The following is a 17,770-nucleotide window of genomic DNA, read 5'->3' as shown; positions in this document are numbered from 1 at the left end:
TCTTCTGCCGATTGTGTTCCGCAACATCCCATCCGCGGAGCGCCTTACCCCTCTGGCGCAGCAGCATCCCCGACGGTGCCGCCAAGCGCCACAATCACCTGAGTTGCACGTTCTTTCAAGTCCGCGCTGACCGCCGCGTCGGCCGCAATCTCCCGCAGCCGGGCAATTGCCGCCTCGCCATTGCCTTCTTCGGCATCCAGCAGCGCCAGCTGCTCAGAGGCCAAAAGCGCCAGCGGCGCGCCCGGCTGGGCCAGCGCCTCATACTGCAGGCGGCGGTCCGCAATGCTCAGCGTTTCAGACTGCAGAGCCAGCGCCTTGAAGCTGGCAATGTGGCGGTAGATCAACGGCAGCTCGCCGTCGATGGCCACGGCCTCCAGCTGGGCAACGGCCTCCGCAGTCTTGCCTGCGTCGGCCAGAACACCTGCCTTCAGCATGTTCAAAATGGCCGCGCCGCCGGTGCTGTCCGCGGTCACCGCGGCCAGGGCTTCCGCCTGGGCTTCGCTGCCTTCGATCTCCAGCGCCGCGGTAATCCCGTCGCCCAGGGCCTCTGCCGCGGCCCGGTCCTGCGCCTTGGTATATTCACGGAACGCGGCACCGCCGACAATCAGTGCAACTGCCACGCCGCCAATCCAGCCATAGCGCTTGAGCATCAGGTAGAACCGGTCACGGCGGACCTCTTCGGTCACCTCATCGATAAAGCTGTCGGTATCGCTCATGAAAAGCCCCTGATATGCGCGGCCCGGGTCCGTGCCCCGGCCGTATTGAATGCGTCGCGCCCCTCATACCGCGCCTCTAAGGACAAGCCAAGTGGCCCGTTTGCACCGGAAACATCTGCTTTCGGGCCGGAAAAGCAAGAAATGTGAACTGAACCACTTAGTTTAGAATGGACATCGCCTATATGAAGTCTATCACATACGCGCGAGTCCCTTCGTGATAGCGCCAGGCCAGCGCCCAGGCTTCACCCCAAGGGATCAGACAGGAAACAGGAAAGGCCCAACCATGCGTATCGTACCGGTACTGACCGCCGCAGCAGTGATGACCGCCCTCTATCTGGTGGTGATTGAGCGCGACGATCTGATGGCCTTTGCCCGGGGAGAGGAAGCTGCCGAGGCGGCTGAGACCAGCCCTGAACCTGCCGAATCCCAAGAACTCGCCCAAGCTGAAGACGCCCGTGTCGGCGTAGTGGCGCTTCACAGCAAGGCGCGCACCATCGGCAGCGCGGTGATCCTGCGCGGCCAGACCCAGGCGATCCGCCAGGTTGAGGTGCGGGCGGAGACCACCTCTACCGTGATCTCCGAGCCGCTGCGCAAAGGTGCCCATGTCAAAAAGGGCGACTTGCTGTGCGAATTGGACCCGGGCACCCGCCCCGCCATGCTGCTGCAAGCGCAAGCCCAGCTGAAAGAGGCTGAAATCAACCTCACCGCCGCGTCGAAACTGTCCCAGGGCGGGTATGCATCCGAAACCCGGCTGGCCGGTGCAGAGGCCGAAGAACGCTCCGCCCTGGCATCCGTCGCCTCGGCAGAACGCGAGATTGCCCACCTGCGGATCACCGCGCCGTTCGATGGGCTTCTGGAAAGCGACACCGCAGAACTGGGCAGCCTGCTGCAGCCCGGCAGCCTTTGCGGCACCGTGATTCAGCTGGATACCATCAAGCTGGTCGGCTTTGTGCCCGAGGCGGAAGTGAACAAGGTGGAACTGGGCGCCGAAGCAGGCGCCGAACTGGCCACTGGCCAGCGGGTCCAGGGCAAGGTCACCTTCCTCAGCCGCTCCGCCGATCCCAATACGCGCACCTTCGAGGTCGAGATCACCGTGCCCAACCCGGATCTCAGCATCCGCGACGGCCAGACCGCTGACATTGCAATCTCCTCTGCCGGGCGGCTGGCGCATAAGGTGCCGCAGTCGGCACTGACCCTGAACAACGAGGGCCAGCTGGGCGTGCGCGTTGTCGGATCCGATAGCACCGTGGTATTCTACCCTGTGCAGCTGCTCAGGGATGAGGCCGACGGCGTCTGGCTGGGCGGCCTGCCTGAAAACGCAGACGTGATCGTGGTGGGACAGGATTTCGTAACCGAAGGCGTCGCTGTGGCGGCCACCTACCGGGAGACTGAACAGTGATTGGCATCGTCGATTGGGCCGCCGGCCGTGCCCGGATGGTCCTCGCCTTCATAGCTATCTCGCTGCTGGTCGGCGGGTTTGCCTATTCCATGCTGCCCAAAGAGGGCGAGCCGGACATTGAAATCCCGGCTCTGTTCATCTCTGTCCCCTTCCCCGGCATCTCAGCCGAGGATGCAGAATCCCTGATGGTCAAGGTGATGGAGACCGAGCTTGCCGACCTCGACGGGCTCGACAAGATGACCTCCACCGCTGCCGAGGGCTATGCCGGGGTGGCGCTGGAGTTTGAGTTCGGCTGGGACAAAACCGCAATCATGGCCGACGTGCGCGACGCCATGGACAAGGCCGAGGCGGAATTCCCCGAAGGCGCCGAGAAATACTCGATCACCGAGATCAACTTCTCGGAGTTCCCGATCGTCATCGTGAACCTGACCGGCGCCGTGCCGGAACGGACGATGGCCCGCATTGCCAAGGACTTGCAGGACGACCTTGAGGCATTGGACGCGGTGCTGGAGGCCGGCATCGCCGGCAACCGGGACGAGATGGTCGAGGTGCTGATCGACCCGCTGCGGCTGGAGGCCTATAACGTCACCGCGCTGGAGCTGATCAATGTTGTGCAGAACAACAACCAGCTGATTGCAGCGGGCGAAGTGGAATCCAGTCAGGGCGCCTTCTCGGTCAAGATCCCCTCTTCCTTCGATGACGTCCAGGACATCTACCAGCTTCCGATCAAGACCAACGGCGACCGGGTCGTCAAACTGGGCGAGCTGGCGCAGATCAATTTCACTTTTGAAGACCGCGAAGGCACCGCCCGTTTCAACGGCGAGGACACGGTGGCGCTGCAGGTGGTGAAGCGCAAGGGCTACAACCTGATCGACACCGTCAACCTGGTGAAAGAGACCATCCAGGCCTCCAAGGCCAAATGGCCGCCGGAACTGCAGGCCGCGGTTGAGGTGGGCACCTCCAACGACCAGAGCCGGGTTGTCGGCTCCATGGTCAGCCAGCTGGAAGGCTCGGTCCTGACCGCCGTCGCCCTGGTGATGATCGTTGTGCTCTCCGCCCTTGGCAGCCGCGCTGCCCTGCTAGTGGGCTTTGCGATCCCCACCTCTTTCCTCTTGTGCTTTGCCTTCCTCGCGCTGATGGGCGTCACCATTTCCAACATGGTGATGTTCGGGCTGATCCTGGCAGTCGGCATGCTGGTCGATGGCGCCATCGTGATCGTGGAATACGCCGACAAGCGCATCCGCGAGGGCTCCGGCCCCATGCACGCCTATGTCGAGGCTGCGCAGCGGATGTTCTGGCCGGTGGTCTCTTCCACCGCCACCACGCTCTGCGCCTTCCTGCCGCTCTTGTTCTGGCCCGGCGTGCCGGGTGAGTTCATGGGCATGCTGCCCGTCACCATGATCTTCGTGCTGTCCGCATCGCTGGTGGTGGCATTGATCTACCTGCCCGTTATGGGCGGCGTCACCGGCCGCATCAGCCGCACCTTTGAGGGCGCTTCCCGCGCCCTGCGCATGGTCGCACCCTGGTGGCTGCGCGCGGCTTTGGTGCCGCTTCCGATGTGGGGCATGTTCGCAGGTGCCATGCAAATGCTGAACCCGGCCTATCTGCTGGGCACAGGCGCAGGTATGGGCGGCGTTCTGTTCGGCGGGCTGGTCTTCACCCTGTCGGCCTTTGCCGCCTCCATCACCCTCAGCGCGGTGAAGATCGAGCGCGAGCAGACAGAAGCCGCGCCCGGCTACCGCCACACGCCGTTTGGCCATGTGATCAAGTTCATCGCAGGCAACCCGATCATGCCGGTGCTTACCATCGTGGCCGTGGTGTTCGCCATTTCCAGCGTGTTTACCGCCTATGGCGAGAACAACCGCGGCGTCGAATTCTTTGTCGATTCGGAACCGGAGCAGGCCTCGGCCTATGTCCGCGCCCGCGGCAACATCTCGCTGCACGAGAAGGACGGGATGGTCCGCGCCGCGGAAGACATCATCCTGCAGCACCACGCGGTGATCAATGTCTTCTCCTTTGCCGGCGACGGCGGCCTCAACACCGACAGCTCCGGCGCGCAGCTGCCGCCGGACACCATCGGCCAGGTCCAGTTCGAGATCATCCCCTGGGAGGACCGCCCCACCCAGACCGAGCCGCTGGACGGCTGGTTCGGCGGGCTGCTGACCGAATACCTGGGTGTTGAAAAGGAAATCATCGCCGAGGAATACGGCGGCAACACCGTCCTGGACGAACTCAATGCCGAGCTGGCCAAACTGCCCGGTTTCGAGGTCGAGGTCCGCGCCCTGGCGCAAGGCCCCGCCACCGGCAAACCAGTGCACCTGCGCCTGCGCGGCGACGATTGGGAAGACCTGACCGCCGCCACCCTGGCCGCCCGCGCGCATTTCGAGAACACGCCGGGCCTGATCCTGATCGAGGACAGCCTGCCGCTGCCTGGCATCGACTGGCAGATCGACGTCGACGTCGAAAAGGCCGGCCGCTACGGCGCCGATGTGGCCACCGTGGGCGCCATGGTGCAGCTGGTCACCCGCGGCATCCTGCTGGACACCATGCGGGTCGACAGTTCGGATGAGGAAATCGACATCCGCGTCCGTCTGCCGGAACAGGACCGGGTGCTGTCCACTCTGGACAGTCTCAAGGTCCGCACGCCCGACGGGCTGGTGCCGCTGTCAAACTTCATCACCCGCAAACCAGTGCCGAAACTTGCCCAGATCAACCGCATCGGCCAGGAGCGGTATTATGACGTCAAGGCGGATGTGACAGCCGGCCTCAGCAAGGTCGAGGCAGAAGATACGGACACCGGCGAATTGAACCGGCTGGCCCTGCTCAAGGAACTGCCAGAGGGCACTGCCGCATCGGGTGACACCCTTACCGCCCCCAACGGCAGCACGCTGGAGCTGGTGCAGCTGACCGGCGCCGAAAGCTTTGAAGCCGTGCAGGCGGCAATCAGCGAGGGCGCCAAGATCGTTCCGGTGAACCCGAACGAGCGGATCATGTTGATCACCGAGTGGCTGGAAACCAACCCGCTGCCGCGCAGCATCTCCTGGGAATGGACCGGCGACCAGGAGGAGCAGGAGGAATCCGGCGCCTTCCTGTCCAAGGCGTTCCTGGGCGCCCTGGCGCTGATGTTCGTGATCCTGCTGGCCCAGTTCAACAGCTTCTACAATTCGGTGCTGGTGCTCTTGGCGGTGGTGCTCTCCACCACCGGCGTGCTCATTGGCATGCTGGTGATGAACCAGCCGTTCTCGATCATCATGACCGGCACCGGCATCGTCGCGCTGGCGGGGATCGTCGTGAACAACAACATCGTGCTGATCGACACCTACCAGGAATACGCCAAGAAGATGCCGCGGATCGAGGCGATCATCCGCACCGCCGAGGCCCGCATCCGCCCGGTGCTCTTGACCACCATCACCACGATGGCCGGCCTGACGCCAATGATGTTCGGCGTCAGCCTGGACTTTATCAACGGCGGCTACTCGATCGACAGCCCCACCGCCCTGTGGTGGAAACAGCTGGCAACCGCCGTGGTCTTTGGCTTGGGGATTGCCACCGTGCTGACGCTGGTGCTGACACCCTCGCTGCTGGCGGTCCGGGTCTGGTTCTCCACCTACATGCGGGCTCTGGGCCGGGCGCTGTCGCGGATCACCCGCGGCCGCTCCAGCCGCATCGCCCAGGACAGCCGCCTGTTCAAGAAGGCCCGCCAGCTGCCCTCGACCGAAATCCAATGGGTCGAGGATGAGGCGCCTGCCGCCCCTCAAGATGAGGCGGAGGAAGACAAACCCGAGCCGCCCGCCCCCCAGGGCCGCCTGCGGGCCGCAGAATAACAAAAAGCCCCGCTCCGGCGGGGCTTTTCCTTCGCTGCGGCCTGCGAAAACCGGCCTCAGGCATGATCAGTCGGTGAAGGTGTACTCGCCCAGATCGCACAGATCGAGACCGAAATCCTCTGCCTCGGACCCGTCCGAAAAGCCGCCGCGGATGTCGTAGACGCAGGTGCTGGCGCCATCGGCAATCAGCACACCGATTTCGTAACCCGGCGCCAGGTAGCCGCCGTCCAGCAGGTTCTCTTCCCAATTGTCCGACGCGGCGGGCGACACGTTGAATTCGACCAGTTCCGCACTGCTGTCATTGACCAGCAGGAAATCCAGATCCTCGGCAAAAGCAGGCGCCTGGAAAGCCAGCAGAGCAGCAGCAGAAGCGGCGGGCAGTAGTTTCTTCATCTAATCGTCCTTTCAGCCGGGCCGCACGGCGCCATGCCGCAGGTCCCGGAATAGATGCACTTTAAATTCGAAACACCACCGGTCAATGGGGAAAGCTCCTGGCCGCTTCCCCGGTCCCGGACCGCTATGCCCGCCACTGCTGAAATTCACGCTTCCGCAGGAAAGTTCTGCTAGCTGCTGACGGCAAGTGAGAGTGAACCTGGGAAGACCGCGCATGACACGGCATCACATCTTCTGGAAAGGATTAGCCGCCGCGGCTGCCCTGCTGCTGCTGGCATCCGGCGCCCGCATCACCGCGCAAACCGCCGCGCACATCCAGCCCGCAACCGTTGTCGTGCCCCACGGCCTGGAGGCCCGCTCCACGGCGTTGATCGTGACCGGATCCGATGGCTGGACCGGGGAACTGGCGGCGCGGGCGCAGCGGCTGTCCGAAATGCATACCCTGGTGATCGGCGTTGGCGGACAGCAGTTGCTGGCCCAGGCCGGCGGGGACTGCGCCGCCGCAGCGCCGCTTTTGTCGGATCTTGCCCGCCGCATTCAGCAGCAGGAAGGCGCGCTGTCCCGCACCCCCGTACTGACCGGCTACGCCGAAGGCGCCGCCATCGCCCTGCATGCCGCCGATGCCGCTCCTGAGCAGTTCAAGGGGCTGGTCACGGCCGGCTTCACGGACCTACAACCGCCGTGCAGCGGCACTGCGCTCACGGATGCCCGGCAGGGCAAGGCGCCCCTGCGCTGGCTCGACGTGGTGCAGCCCGGCAGTACTTCGGTGGCCGAAGGCGTGGCAGGCGCAACTGTTGTGCAGCCAGAGCCCAGCTCCCGCCGGGCCTTCTACCAAAGCTACCTGCGCCTCGCAGGCACGGATCATGCCTTTGATACAGGGACCACGGCCACCGGATCCGGTCTCGACGGGCTGCCGCTCACCATCCATCAGGACAGCAGCGCACCTGTAACAGGCACCTATGCCATCTTCCTGTCTGGTGATGGCGGCTGGGCCAGTTTCGACGAGCAGATTGCAGACCGGCTGGCCGCCCGCGGCATTCCCGTGGTGGGCATTTCCAGCCTGCGCTACATGTGGCGGGAAAAGCAGCCGGAACAGATCGCGGCGGACATCTCCCGCATCGACTCGCATTTCCGCAGGGCCTTTGGCCGCGACCGGGTGCTGCTCCTGGGCTTTTCGCTTGGCGCCAACACCCTGCCCTTTGCCGCCGCCGGCCTGCCCGCCGGGCTGCGTGCGCGGCTGGCGGGGATCGGCCTGATTGCACCGGAAACCCACACCGGCTTTGAAATCGTGGCCGGCGGCTGGCTGGGCCAGCGCACCGGTTCGGTCGCCGTGGCCCCGGCCATCGGCGCGCTTGCCGCCAGCCTCCCGCCAGAGCGTGTCCTGTGCCTCTATGGGCGCAAGGAAACCGTCAGCGCCTGCCCCGCCGCGCGCCTGCCCGGTATGCAGCGGCTGGAGTTCGACGGCGGCCACCATCTGGGCAAGGACTATGGCCGCATCGTGGAGGCGCTAACGGCACTGGCCGTGAACGGCAGCTGACACGCACAGGGCGGTTTCGCGCCCTCCCCTGTTCCGCCGCGTTAGCAGATCCGTCTAAGAGACAGTGGATCCGGAACAGACGGCCTCATCAGACTGCCGCCGGCATTTGAAATCTCTAAAACTTTCCCCATTTGACAGGACCGGCCAGGACACTGCCAACAGCCTCATAGGTATTGCCAACCCACTGTCTTCAAGCCATTTTTTCTCGCTTTCCTGATGTTCCTCCATCACCCCGGAAGCGCCTGCTGCGCCCTAACTTGGCCGCATGCGTCATTTCCCTCCGGAATATGACGCATTTCCAGGCTTTTCACTGGAAAATCCGCGCCTTCGGGCCTCCAGCCGACATCTTCAACCTTCACGATATGTTATCGTTTTCATGCCAAGGAGATGCATGGAGCTGATACCTTCCCGCTCTGCGTGTTCTTTTCGGTTGGGGAAACAATATGTCACTACGATCTCAAATCCTCGCATTGATCGCGATCCCGCTAATCGCCCTTGCGGGTATCGGCGGTTTCAATGCCTTCGACGACTGGCAGCGTTACCAGGCTGCCCAGGTCACCCAGGCTGAAACCCAGGAATCCATTACTCTTCTTGAAGTCGTTCACTACCTGCAGGTCGAGCGCGGCCTCTCGGCCGTCTACCTGTCTTCGGGCGGCGAAACCGGAGCCACCGATCTGCAAGGCGCTAGGAGCAAGGCAGATACCGCCAGGCAGTCGGTGCCGGCTTCCGCGGCCAGCACCTTGAAACACCTGAACAGCCTTGCGGGACTGCGCGAGTCCGTCACCACGCAGGAACTCAAGCCCGCCCAGATGGGCGCGCAGTACTCCAAGATCATCGCCGATATCCTGAAGGACGTCAGCGTCCAGCTGCTGCATCAGAAAAACGCCGATCTGGCACAGGTCAGCACCGGCCTTGTCACCATGGCCTACGCCAAAGAGGCCGCCGGCCAGCAGCGGGCGGCAGGCGCCGGCGGGTTCGGCAACGGCAGTTTCAACCTGAAACTCTACCGCTGGTACGCCAGCACCGGTGCGGTCGAAAGGCAGCTCTTGGATATCGCAGGACTGGCCCTGGGCCAAATGCTGCCCGGGCTGAACATCCGCCAGGGCCTGGAGCCCACCGGCCTGCCCGGCATCCGCGAGCAGGTGCTTGAGGCCGGCCCCGGCGCTCCGGCTCCGGCCTATACCTCGCGCGACTGGTTCGAGCGGGCATCCCGCTGGGTCACTTCGCTGCATGAGGTGGACACCACTGTCGCCAAGACAATGATCACCATGGCGCAGGAAGAGGCCACCAGCGCCCGGAACGCCCTGATCGTCACCCTGGCTGCGGTTGCACTCTCGCTGATCACTAGCAGCATCATCGGCCTGCGCCTGATCACCGCTTTCACCAAACAATTCGGCGCCCTGCAGTCGGATCTGGACAAGCTGGCCCGCAAGGAATTCGACTTTGAACCGGCCTTCCTGGACTCCAAGACCGAAGTCGGCAACCTCAGCCGTGCGATGGAGAAAACCCGCGCTTCGCTGGCCGAGGCAGAGGACAAGCTCGCCAATATCGAGGCCAGCCGCATCGCCGACCGCGGCGCCGTGGTGGGCAAGCTGGACGACCATCTCGCCCGCCTGTCGAACCGCGATCTGGAATGTTCCATCGACGAGGCCTTCCCGGAGGAATACGAAGAGTTGCGCAAGAGCTTCAACACCACCGTCGCGAACCTCAAAGAGACCATCGAGCAGGTGATCTCGGCCACCGGCAGCATCCACAATGGCGCCACCGAGATCAGCACCGCGTCGGACGACCTGTCGAACCGCACCGAAAGCCAGGCGGCGACACTGGAAGAAACCGCCGCAGCGCTGGAAGAGCTGACAGCCTCGGTGAAATCCTCGGCCGAAGGCGCGCGCAATGTCGAAATCACCATGGAGGAAGCCCGTCAGGAAGCCGAAGCCAGCGGCGGCATCGTGCGCAAGGCAGTGGAGGCCATGACCGCGATCGAGCAATCCTCGACCAAGATTTCGCAGATCATCTCGGTGATCGACGACATCGCCTTCCAGACCAACCTCCTCGCCCTCAACGCAGGGGTGGAAGCGGCCCGGGCGGGCGAGGCCGGCAAGGGCTTTGCCGTGGTTGCCTCGGAAGTGCGGGCGCTGGCGCAGCGTTCGGCGGACGCGGCGACCGAGATCAAGACCCTGATCGGCGACAGCTCCAAGCAGGTCGGCCAGGGGGTGGATCTGGTTGGCGAAACCGGCGAGGCGCTGAACAGCATCGTCGGCCGCGTCAACAACATCTCCGAACTGGTGTCCAACATCGCCGAAGGCGCCGCCGAGCAGTCGACCGGCCTCAGCGAGATCAACACCGGGGTCAGCCAGCTGGACCAGGTGACCCAGCAGAACGCCGCCATGGTGGAGGAAGCCACCGCTGCCGGCCATATGCTGCACTCCGATGCCAGCAAGCTGGCAGACCTGATGGGGCAGTTCAATATTGCCGGCGCAGCGGTCTCTGCGGGCAGCAAGGCCCCGGCGGCAGCCCCTGCTGCACCCAGCGCCCATGGCGGCGACATGGATTTCGATGCCGCGGTGCCCATGCCCGCGCAGGCAGCCAACGCCAAATGGGACGATTTCTAGAACCGCCCAGATACCTGACACAGAAAAGGCCGGTCCCTGGACCGGCCTTTTTGCTGCGCGGCGCAACTGCCCGCAAGTGCCGGATGTCAGGCTGCGTCCTGATCCGCCTGCTGCCGCTGCCACAGGCGTGCATAGCGCCCCTCCTGCGCCAGCAGTTCCTCATGGGTTCCGGTCTCGGCAATCTCGCCCTGCTCCAGCACCACGATCCGGTCAGCCTCGGCTATGGTCGACAGCCGGTGCGCAATGGTGATCACCGTGCGCCCCTGCCCGGCCCGCGCCAGCGCCTCCTTGATCTCCTGCTCAGTGTCGGTGTCCAGCGCCGAAGTCGCTTCGTCCAGCAGCAGCACCGGCGGGTTCTTCAGGAGCGTGCGGGCAATGCCCACCCGCTGCTTTTCACCGCCGGACAGTTTCAGCCCGCGCTCGCCCACCTGGGTGCCGTAACCCTCCGGCAGAGCCATGATGAAATCGTGGATCTGGGCATCGCGCGCCGCCTGTTCGATCTCTGCCTGGCTGGCGCCATCACGGCCATAGGCGATGTTGTAGCGGATGGTGTCGTTGAACAGCACCGTGTCCTGCGGCACCACGCCGATCGCCTGGTGCAGGCTCTTCTGGGTCACATCCCGCACGTCCTGCCCGTCGATCTTCAACGCCCCGCCGGTCACGTCATAGAAGCGGAACAGCAGCCGCCCGATGGTCGATTTGCCCGAGCCGGTCGAGCCGACAATCGCCACCGTCTCCCCGGCCTCGGCCTGCAAAGAGACGCCTTTCAGGATCTCGCGCTCCGGCTCATAGCCGAACCGCACATTCTCCAGCGTGATCCGTCCGCCGTTCACCGCCAGCACCGCGGCGCCCGGGCGGTCGCTCACGTCGGCGGGCTGCTCCAGCAGGTCGAACATCTCGCCCATGTCGACCAGGCTCTGGCGGATTTCGCGGTACACGGTGCCCAGGAAGTTCAGCGGCACGGTGATCTGGATCATATAGGCGTTGACCATGACAAAATCGCCAACCGTCAGCGCGTCTTTCTCGACGCCGATGGCTGCCATCACCATCACCCCGATCAGACCTGCGGTGATGATCACGCTCTGCCCGAAGTTCAGCGCCGCCAGTGAGTAGGCCGTTTTCAGCGCCGCCTGGGCATAGCCCCGCATCGCCCCGTCATAGCGCGCCGCCTCGCGTTCCTCGGCAACGAAATATTTCACCGTCTCGAAATTCAGCAGGCTGTCGATGGCTTTCTGGTTGGCGTCGGTGTCCTGCTTGTTCATCTCCCGGCGCAGCTTTACCCGCCATTCGGTGACCGCAAAGGTGAACCAGACATAAAGTGCGATGGTGCCTGCCACCACCAGCAGATACCAGGCGTCAAACAGCACCGTCAGGATCACTGCAACCAGCGTCAGCTCCAGGATCAGCGGGCCGATGGAAAACAGCATGAAGCGCAGCAGGAACTCGACGCCCTTCACCCCGCGCTCGATGATCCGGCTCAGCCCGCCGGTCTTGCGGGTGATGTGATAACGCATCGACAGGCGGTGGATATGGGTAAAAGTCTCCAGCGCCAGCCGCCGCAGCGCCCGCTGCCCGACCGGGGCAAAGACCGCGTCGCGCAGCTGCTGAAACCCGGTGGTCAGGATCCGAGACATGCCGTAGGCGACCGTCAGGCCAACAGCTCCCAAAGCCAGCGGCGGCACGCCCTCGCCCGCCAGGCTGTCAACCGCCCCCTTGTAGAGCATCGGCGTATAGACTGCGATCAGCTTGGCCGCCACCAGCACCGCCAGCGCCAGAACCACGCGGACCTTCACCGCGCGGTTGTCTCTAGGCCACAGATACGGCCCGACCTTGCGCAAGGTGCGCAAGCCTGAGCGGCGTTCGTCTTCGGCGATGTCTGCTTGGGTCGGTGCAGAGGCCTGGTCGGTCTGGGTCATGGCAAATCCTGGCTAGACCTTCAGAGATACGCACCTGATCACGGATTTGCGAGGGGCGGAGGTAAAAAACGCGCCGCAAGGGCGCGTTTTTGTTCTGTTATTCGGGTACAGTAAACACTTGCCCCGGATAGATCAGATCCGGGTTGCGGATTGCGTCACGGTTGGCCTCGAACACCCGCACGTACAGGAAACCGCTGCCGTATTTCTCCTGCGAGATGGCCCAAAGCGTATCGCCCTTCTGCACCGTCACCGCCCGCACCAGCGGCGCAGGCTGATCCGGTGTTGCATCGCCACCCGGCTGCACCAGAGCCTCGGGGGCCTCGCGTTTGAACGGGGTTTCCAGACGGCTGACCACGGCGCCGCTGGTCAGTTCGATCTCATCCAGGCGCAACGTGTAGATACCAGGCTCCACGCCCTCCAGCCGCCCGTTCCAGCGGCCATCCGCACCGGTATCCAGCTCAGCCACCGGCGCATTGTCCACATAGACGCGCACCCGCGAATCCGGCCGCGCCCGGCCCGCCAGTTCGACACCGCCTGTGCCGTTGTAGCTGATCGAATCCAGCGCAACCTCATCGCTCAGCCCGGGATCGGCAGGGATCGCAGGCTGCACCACCTCGATGCCGTCCGCATCCGCCCGCAGCACGGCAACAGCCTGGCCCTGCGGCTGCGGCGCATCAGGTTCTCCGGCCAAGGCCGGATCTTCCGCCGCAGGTGCTTCGGCAGCGGGGTCCGCAACATCCTGTGCCGGCGCCTCCGCATCTTTTGTCCCGGATGCGCCAGCAGCGCTAGTCCCCTGGCCAGCAGAGGACGCGCCTTCAGGCTCGACCGCCCCGGTGCCGGCGTCCGGATCCAAAGCTGCAACCTGCTCGCCGCCTTCAGCGGTGTGTTCAGCGCCAGCAGCAACACCGTTCTGGTCAGCCGCACCAGCGGTTTCTGCGGATTTAACCGCCGCAGTCTCCGCAGGCTGTTCTTCCTCTGCCGCCGCCACCGGGCTCACCGGCGCCAGAATGAAGGAGGCGCCCGACGTGCTTTGCTGGCCTTCGTGCTCTGCCAGCAGCGAGACCACCCGGGCCTCGGCGCTTGCCGGGATATTGGTCAGCGACACGAACTCTCCACCGGCCGGCACCTCGACCTGTTCCAGAACCTCGCCATCCAGCAGCACCGACACTTGCACGCCCGCTTGTGCACGGCCCGCAATCACTGCAGCCCCATCGCTGTCGACGCGCACCAGGTCCAGCTCCGGCGCCTCAAGCACAAAAAGCTCTTCCTTGGCATCCGGCTCCTGCACCGCCGGGTCCGGAACGGCCTCAGCCTCTGCAGCCGGTTCCGCCAGCGCAATCTGCTCTCCGGCCTCTTGGGAAGCCGCATCATCTTGCGCCGTTTCTGTTCCGTTTCCATCCGTTACGGCCGGTTCTTCAACCGCTGCAGCATCCACGGCAGATTGCGTCTGTGCAGGATCCTCTGCCACCGCCTGTCCGGTCTCATCGGCCCCGGCATTCTCCGCCGCAGCCGTTTCCGTCCCGGCATCTTTGGACTGGCCCAGCCCGTTGTTCTGCAGTGGCTGCCCGGATTTATCACCGTCACCGGTAAATGCGCCGCCGTTGGCTGCCGCCTGGCTGCCTGCCTGGCCGCCATTTGCCGCGCCTGGATCCGGTTCCCCCGAACCGAACACCCCTAGCTGAAACAGCACCACGCCGCCCAGCACCACGACTGTTCCGGCAATACCGCCAAGTGTGAGGGCCCCCAGACCCCCGCTTCCAGATGCATCCGCCATTGCGATCCCTTCAAGAGTTGCGGAATGTGGCCTTCCGCTTAGTTGAGCAAATCTAGCAATCCCGCTATCACGGGTCAAAACACCAATTGCGTTTCACCTTGAAATTCCACGGAAAGGCTGGCCGATGAGCATCAAATCCGTTTGTGTCTATTGCGGATCCCGCGCCGGCGCGCAGACCGCATATGCCGAAGCCGCCCGCGAATTCGGCGCCCTGCTTGCCGGAAACGGGATGCGGCTGGTCTATGGCGCCGGCGATGTCGGGCTGATGGGCGAGGTTGCCCGCGCCGCGCAATCAGCGGGTGCCGAGACCTTCGGCGTGATCCCCGGCCATCTGGAGCGGCGCGAAGTCGGCAAGTCAGATCTCACAACCTATGTCGTCACCGAGACCATGCACGAGCGCAAGAAGGTGATGCTGTGGAACGCCGACGCTGTGGTGGTGCTGCCCGGCGGCGCCGGCTCGCTGGATGAGCTGTTTGAGGCCCTCACCTGGCGTCAGCTGGGGCTGCACGACAAGCCGATCGTGATCCTCAATACTGCCGGATACTGGGATAAGCTGCGCGATCTGCTGGACCATGTCGTGGGTCAGGGCTTTGCCGGTCAGACGACCGCAGACTATCTGATCTGGGCCGACACGCCAGTGGCGGCCATTGCCGCCCTGCGCGACGCCCGTTCCTGACGCAGCGCCGAGGCCGAGAACCCCCCTACTGCGCTCCAGATCAGCGCAAAGGCGATGCCGTGCCACGTCGTAAAGGGTTCGGCAAAGACCAGCACCGCGACCAGGAATTGCAGCGTCGGGTTCAAATACTGCAGCACCCCCACCGTGCCCAGCCGCACCCGTTTGGCGGCATAGCTGAACAGGATCAGCGGCAGACCCGTCAGGATGCCGGAAAACGCCAGCATGGCGGCGTCCCGCGGCCCTCCCAGGAACCCTGCCCCGCCGGTCGTCCAGATCACGGCCAGCGCCACCGGCAGGATCAGCAGCACCTCAGCCGTAACGGAAACAACCGGCCCCAGCGGCAGTTTCTTCTTGGCCACGCCATAAAGCGCAAAGCTGACCCCAAGAACCAGCGCGATCCAGGGCGCGACCCCCAGCCCAAAGGCCAGAACCGCCACTGCAAGCGCCGCCAGTCCGATGGCCGCGCCCTGCGCCCGGGTCAGCAGCTCACCAAAAACCAGCCGCCCCAAAAGCACGCTGAGCAGCGGAAAGATGTAGTAGCCGAGGCTCGCCTCTGTTGCGTGCCCGGTCTGAACCGATGAAATAAACACAAACCAGTTGAGCGAGATCATCGCCGTCGCGCAAACCAGCAGCCCGGCGTTGCGCCATGTGCCCAAAGCGGCCCACAGGGCGCCGATCCGCCCCTGCACCAGCAGCACGCCGGCAAAGAACAGGAACGACCACAGCACCCGGTGCGACAGCACCTGCTCCGGCGGCACATGCGACAGCGCCTTGTAATAGATCCCCGACAGCCCCCAGACCACGCAGGCCGCAATCATCGCCAGGATGCCTTTGGCCGATTCACTCATTGGCTGTCCTCCCCAGCAACGCATGAGTGCCTTGCAATTTGGATGCAAGCAGCAAGTTGCCCAGAGCGCCCAAACAGATGCGCCAAGACGTCCCTTGGCGCATCTGGCTCCGGATCACTGCGCAGCAGGGTCAACGCTGTATTTGGCAATCAGGTTCCGGACATTGCTTGCCGTTTCCTGATCTTTGGCACTTGGCTGAACACCGCTGACCTTTTCGGCACCGGCAACGGAGCTTTCCCATTTGATGCCGCAGCCATCAAAATCCTCGTCGTCCACGCGCGCCCTCGCTTCCAGCTTGAGACATGCACGGTTGACCTTATGCAAGAGGGCTGCAACCTGCCACTCCTCCAATTTCCAGTTCAATCCCGCATTGATCGCCTCACTGGAGGCCAAATACACGTCCCGTAAAGGGCGCTCTTGACGGGCCACGTCAAAATCCGCGGTCCGGGACCGGTCAATCAGCTCGACAAACTTTTCATCGACCTTGCCGCAGGCAGAGGCAAGCGCAGATAGGCTTGGAGTCAGCGTGCTCTTGAAGGCCTGCAGATCCTCGTTCTGGAGCTCTGTTCTTTGCTTCACTCTCTGAAGGCTCTCGATCCCGGCCCTGGCTGCCGATGCCTGGCCCACGGGGACAACGCAGGAGGTCACCACTGATTGCCCAAAAATAACAGTAACATCCCGGTAGGTCGCCAGATATTCAACCAAAACGGGCACCAAGTGGCGAGCCCGCAAAATTGTCCGCAACAGTTCGATGGGTTCCAGCGCAAGAATTTTTTTGACATTTGCCTTTAATTCCAGATTGTCAAACCCTTGCTTCAGCGCATCGTAGAGCGATTTGTTCACGGTAAAGGCCAGCCGTTCAAAATCCAGCGCGGTCGCTCCGTTTCCGGCAATCATTTCGGCAGAACAATTACTGACCTGAACCGCCGTTCCTTCATTGTTCAATTCGGGCCGGCAAACCGGCTGTGCCTCCTTCAGCGCCAGAATGGTGGCGTACAGCTCATCGATGGCAGCGGAAGTCAGCTTGGCTTCACTGGAACTTTGCGCAGTTTCAGCAATGAACGGAGCAGTCAGGGACAGCGTGACAATGAACCGGTTCACCCGCTGTTCATGGCCGCGGGCAAACAGGGCATGCCTGTCTGCCAGGAAGCCTAGATTGCCGCCGGGATAGCCTGCTTCGCGTTGCAAAAGGCTGCAGGACGCCAAACTCATAATCGAAACCAGCACTACAAAATATCGCATTTAAGAAATCCCCCAGGAAATACACTCCTCTTAACGGCGAGCAGGTTCCCCTAGGTAAAGATAAAACGCAATAAAAAACCCCGCCTTTCCGGACGGGGTTTTAAATTCTTCTTTTCCGGTCGTTATTACATCCGCGAGGCGACGTTTTCCCAGTTCACCAGGTTGTCCAGGAAGTTGGTCAGATAGGCCGGGCGCTTGTTGCGGAAGTCGATGTAGTAGGAGTGCTCCCACACATCGCAGCCCAGCAGCGCGGTCTGGTTGAAGCACAGCGGGTTGACGCCATTCTCGGTTTTGGTGACGGCCAGCGAGCCGTCGGCGTTCTTGACCAGCCAGGCCCAGCCGGAGCCGAACTGGCCCGCGCCGGCGGCGGAAAACTGTGCCTTGAACTCGTCAACCGAACCGAAGGATTCGACCAGGGCCTTTTCCAGCTCCCCGGGCATCGCGCTGGTCCCAGGGCCCATCATTTCCCAGAACTGGTTGTGGTTCCACAGCTGCGAGATGTTGTTGAAGATGCCGTTCTGGGCAACCGCGCCTGCATCATAGGTGCCGGTGATGATCTCTTCCAGCGACTTGCCTTCCCACTCGGTGCCGGCAATCAGCTTGTTGCCGTTGTCGACATAGGCCTTGTGGTGCAGATCGTGGTGGTATTCCAGGGTTTCCGCCGACATGCCTTTGGCAGCCAGAGCGTCATGTGCATAGGGAAGATCGGGAAGTTCAAAAGCCATTTGGGCCCCCTGTGAAATAAGTTTGCGTTCCTGCGCAGATACATGCTGTGTGCGCGCTATCAGGTCAAGAGCCAACACGGCAAATCAGTGCGGGGCCTATGTGCAGAT

At 63.4% G+C, this 17,770-nt stretch carries 12 protein-coding genes; 5 read left to right on the top strand and 7 right to left on the bottom strand.

From position 1 onward, the window contains the following. Nucleotides 1-44 precede the first annotated feature (44 nt). A complete protein-coding gene (locus ACXAEH_RS04050; protein ID WP_475031200.1) occupies nucleotides 45-716 on the bottom strand; it encodes a hypothetical protein in 672 nt (223 codons plus the stop codon). A 283-nt stretch (nucleotides 717-999) separates the two neighbouring features. On the opposite strand from ACXAEH_RS04050, the gene ACXAEH_RS04045 reads away from it, so the two are divergent. Together ACXAEH_RS04045 and ACXAEH_RS04040 are read left to right on the top strand one after the other, a co-directional pair. Continuing rightward, nucleotides 1,000-2,115: an efflux RND transporter periplasmic adaptor subunit gene (locus ACXAEH_RS04045; RefSeq protein ID WP_475031199.1), complete on the top strand. Its 1,116-nt coding sequence runs from the start codon at nucleotides 1,000-1,002 to the stop codon at nucleotides 2,113-2,115. After that, complete coding sequence (locus ACXAEH_RS04040; protein WP_475031198.1) at nucleotides 2,112-5,939, top strand: efflux RND transporter permease subunit; 3,828 nt, start codon at nucleotides 2,112-2,114, stop codon at nucleotides 5,937-5,939. Before ACXAEH_RS04045 ends, ACXAEH_RS04040 begins: the two co-directional genes overlap by 4 nt. A gap of 66 nt (nucleotides 5,940-6,005) precedes the next feature. On the opposite strand, the gene ACXAEH_RS04035 is transcribed toward ACXAEH_RS04040, so the two are convergent. Next, nucleotides 6,006-6,332 (bottom strand): hypothetical protein, encoded by a 327-nt coding sequence (locus ACXAEH_RS04035; RefSeq protein WP_475031197.1) that lies wholly within the window; start codon nucleotides 6,330-6,332, stop codon nucleotides 6,006-6,008. A gap of 214 nt (nucleotides 6,333-6,546) precedes the next feature. On the opposite strand from ACXAEH_RS04035, the gene ACXAEH_RS04030 reads away from it, so the two are divergent. Both ACXAEH_RS04030 and ACXAEH_RS04025 read left to right on the top strand, forming a co-directional pair. Next, nucleotides 6,547-7,869, top strand: a complete 1,323-nt coding sequence (locus ACXAEH_RS04030) for an AcvB/VirJ family lysyl-phosphatidylglycerol hydrolase (RefSeq protein ID WP_475031196.1) — start codon at nucleotides 6,547-6,549, stop codon at nucleotides 7,867-7,869. A 443-nt stretch (nucleotides 7,870-8,312) separates the two neighbouring features. Continuing rightward, nucleotides 8,313-10,481: a methyl-accepting chemotaxis protein gene (locus ACXAEH_RS04025; RefSeq protein WP_475031195.1), complete on the top strand. Its 2,169-nt coding sequence runs from the start codon at nucleotides 8,313-8,315 to the stop codon at nucleotides 10,479-10,481. Nucleotides 10,482-10,567: 86 nt separating this feature from the next. Here the strand turns inward: ACXAEH_RS04025 and ACXAEH_RS04020 are convergent, their stop codons facing one another. After that, the gene (locus tag ACXAEH_RS04020) at nucleotides 10,568-12,397 is read right to left on the bottom strand and encodes an ABCB family ABC transporter ATP-binding protein/permease (RefSeq protein ID WP_475031194.1); all 1,830 of its coding nucleotides are present in this window, start codon (nucleotides 12,395-12,397) and stop codon (nucleotides 10,568-10,570) included. Nucleotides 12,398-12,494: 97 nt separating this feature from the next. Next, complete coding sequence (locus tag ACXAEH_RS04015; protein WP_475031193.1) at nucleotides 12,495-14,171, bottom strand: LysM peptidoglycan-binding domain-containing protein; 1,677 nt, start codon at nucleotides 14,169-14,171, stop codon at nucleotides 12,495-12,497. Nucleotides 14,172-14,295: 124 nt separating this feature from the next. On the opposite strand from ACXAEH_RS04015, the gene ACXAEH_RS04010 reads away from it, so the two are divergent. Beyond that, the gene (locus tag ACXAEH_RS04010; RefSeq protein ID WP_475031192.1) at nucleotides 14,296-14,847 is read left to right on the top strand and encodes an LOG family protein; all 552 of its coding nucleotides are present in this window, start codon (nucleotides 14,296-14,298) and stop codon (nucleotides 14,845-14,847) included. On the opposite strand, the gene rarD is transcribed toward ACXAEH_RS04010, so the two are convergent. The 3 genes from rarD to ACXAEH_RS03995 all read right to left on the bottom strand — a co-directional run bounded on the left by rarD (nucleotide 14,784) and on the right by ACXAEH_RS03995 (nucleotide 17,662). Next, nucleotides 14,784-15,695, bottom strand: a complete 912-nt coding sequence (gene rarD, locus ACXAEH_RS04005) for an EamA family transporter RarD (protein WP_475031191.1) — start codon at nucleotides 15,693-15,695, stop codon at nucleotides 14,784-14,786. The two genes, ACXAEH_RS04010 and rarD, sit on opposite strands and share 64 nt — an antisense overlap. Before the next feature lie 114 nt (nucleotides 15,696-15,809). Next, nucleotides 15,810-16,937: a hypothetical protein gene (locus ACXAEH_RS04000; protein ID WP_475031190.1), complete on the bottom strand. Its 1,128-nt coding sequence runs from the start codon at nucleotides 16,935-16,937 to the stop codon at nucleotides 15,810-15,812. A 125-nt stretch (nucleotides 16,938-17,062) separates the two neighbouring features. After that, nucleotides 17,063-17,662 (bottom strand): superoxide dismutase, encoded by a 600-nt coding sequence (locus tag ACXAEH_RS03995; protein WP_475031189.1) that lies wholly within the window; start codon nucleotides 17,660-17,662, stop codon nucleotides 17,063-17,065. Nucleotides 17,663-17,770: the final 108 nt, after the last annotated feature.

The sequence above is a fragment of the Leisingera sp. ABM4_060 genome, from assembly GCF_056158765.1.
The sequence above is the reverse complement of the archived record's forward strand: the minus strand, read 5'-3'. Positions and strand labels throughout refer to the sequence as shown.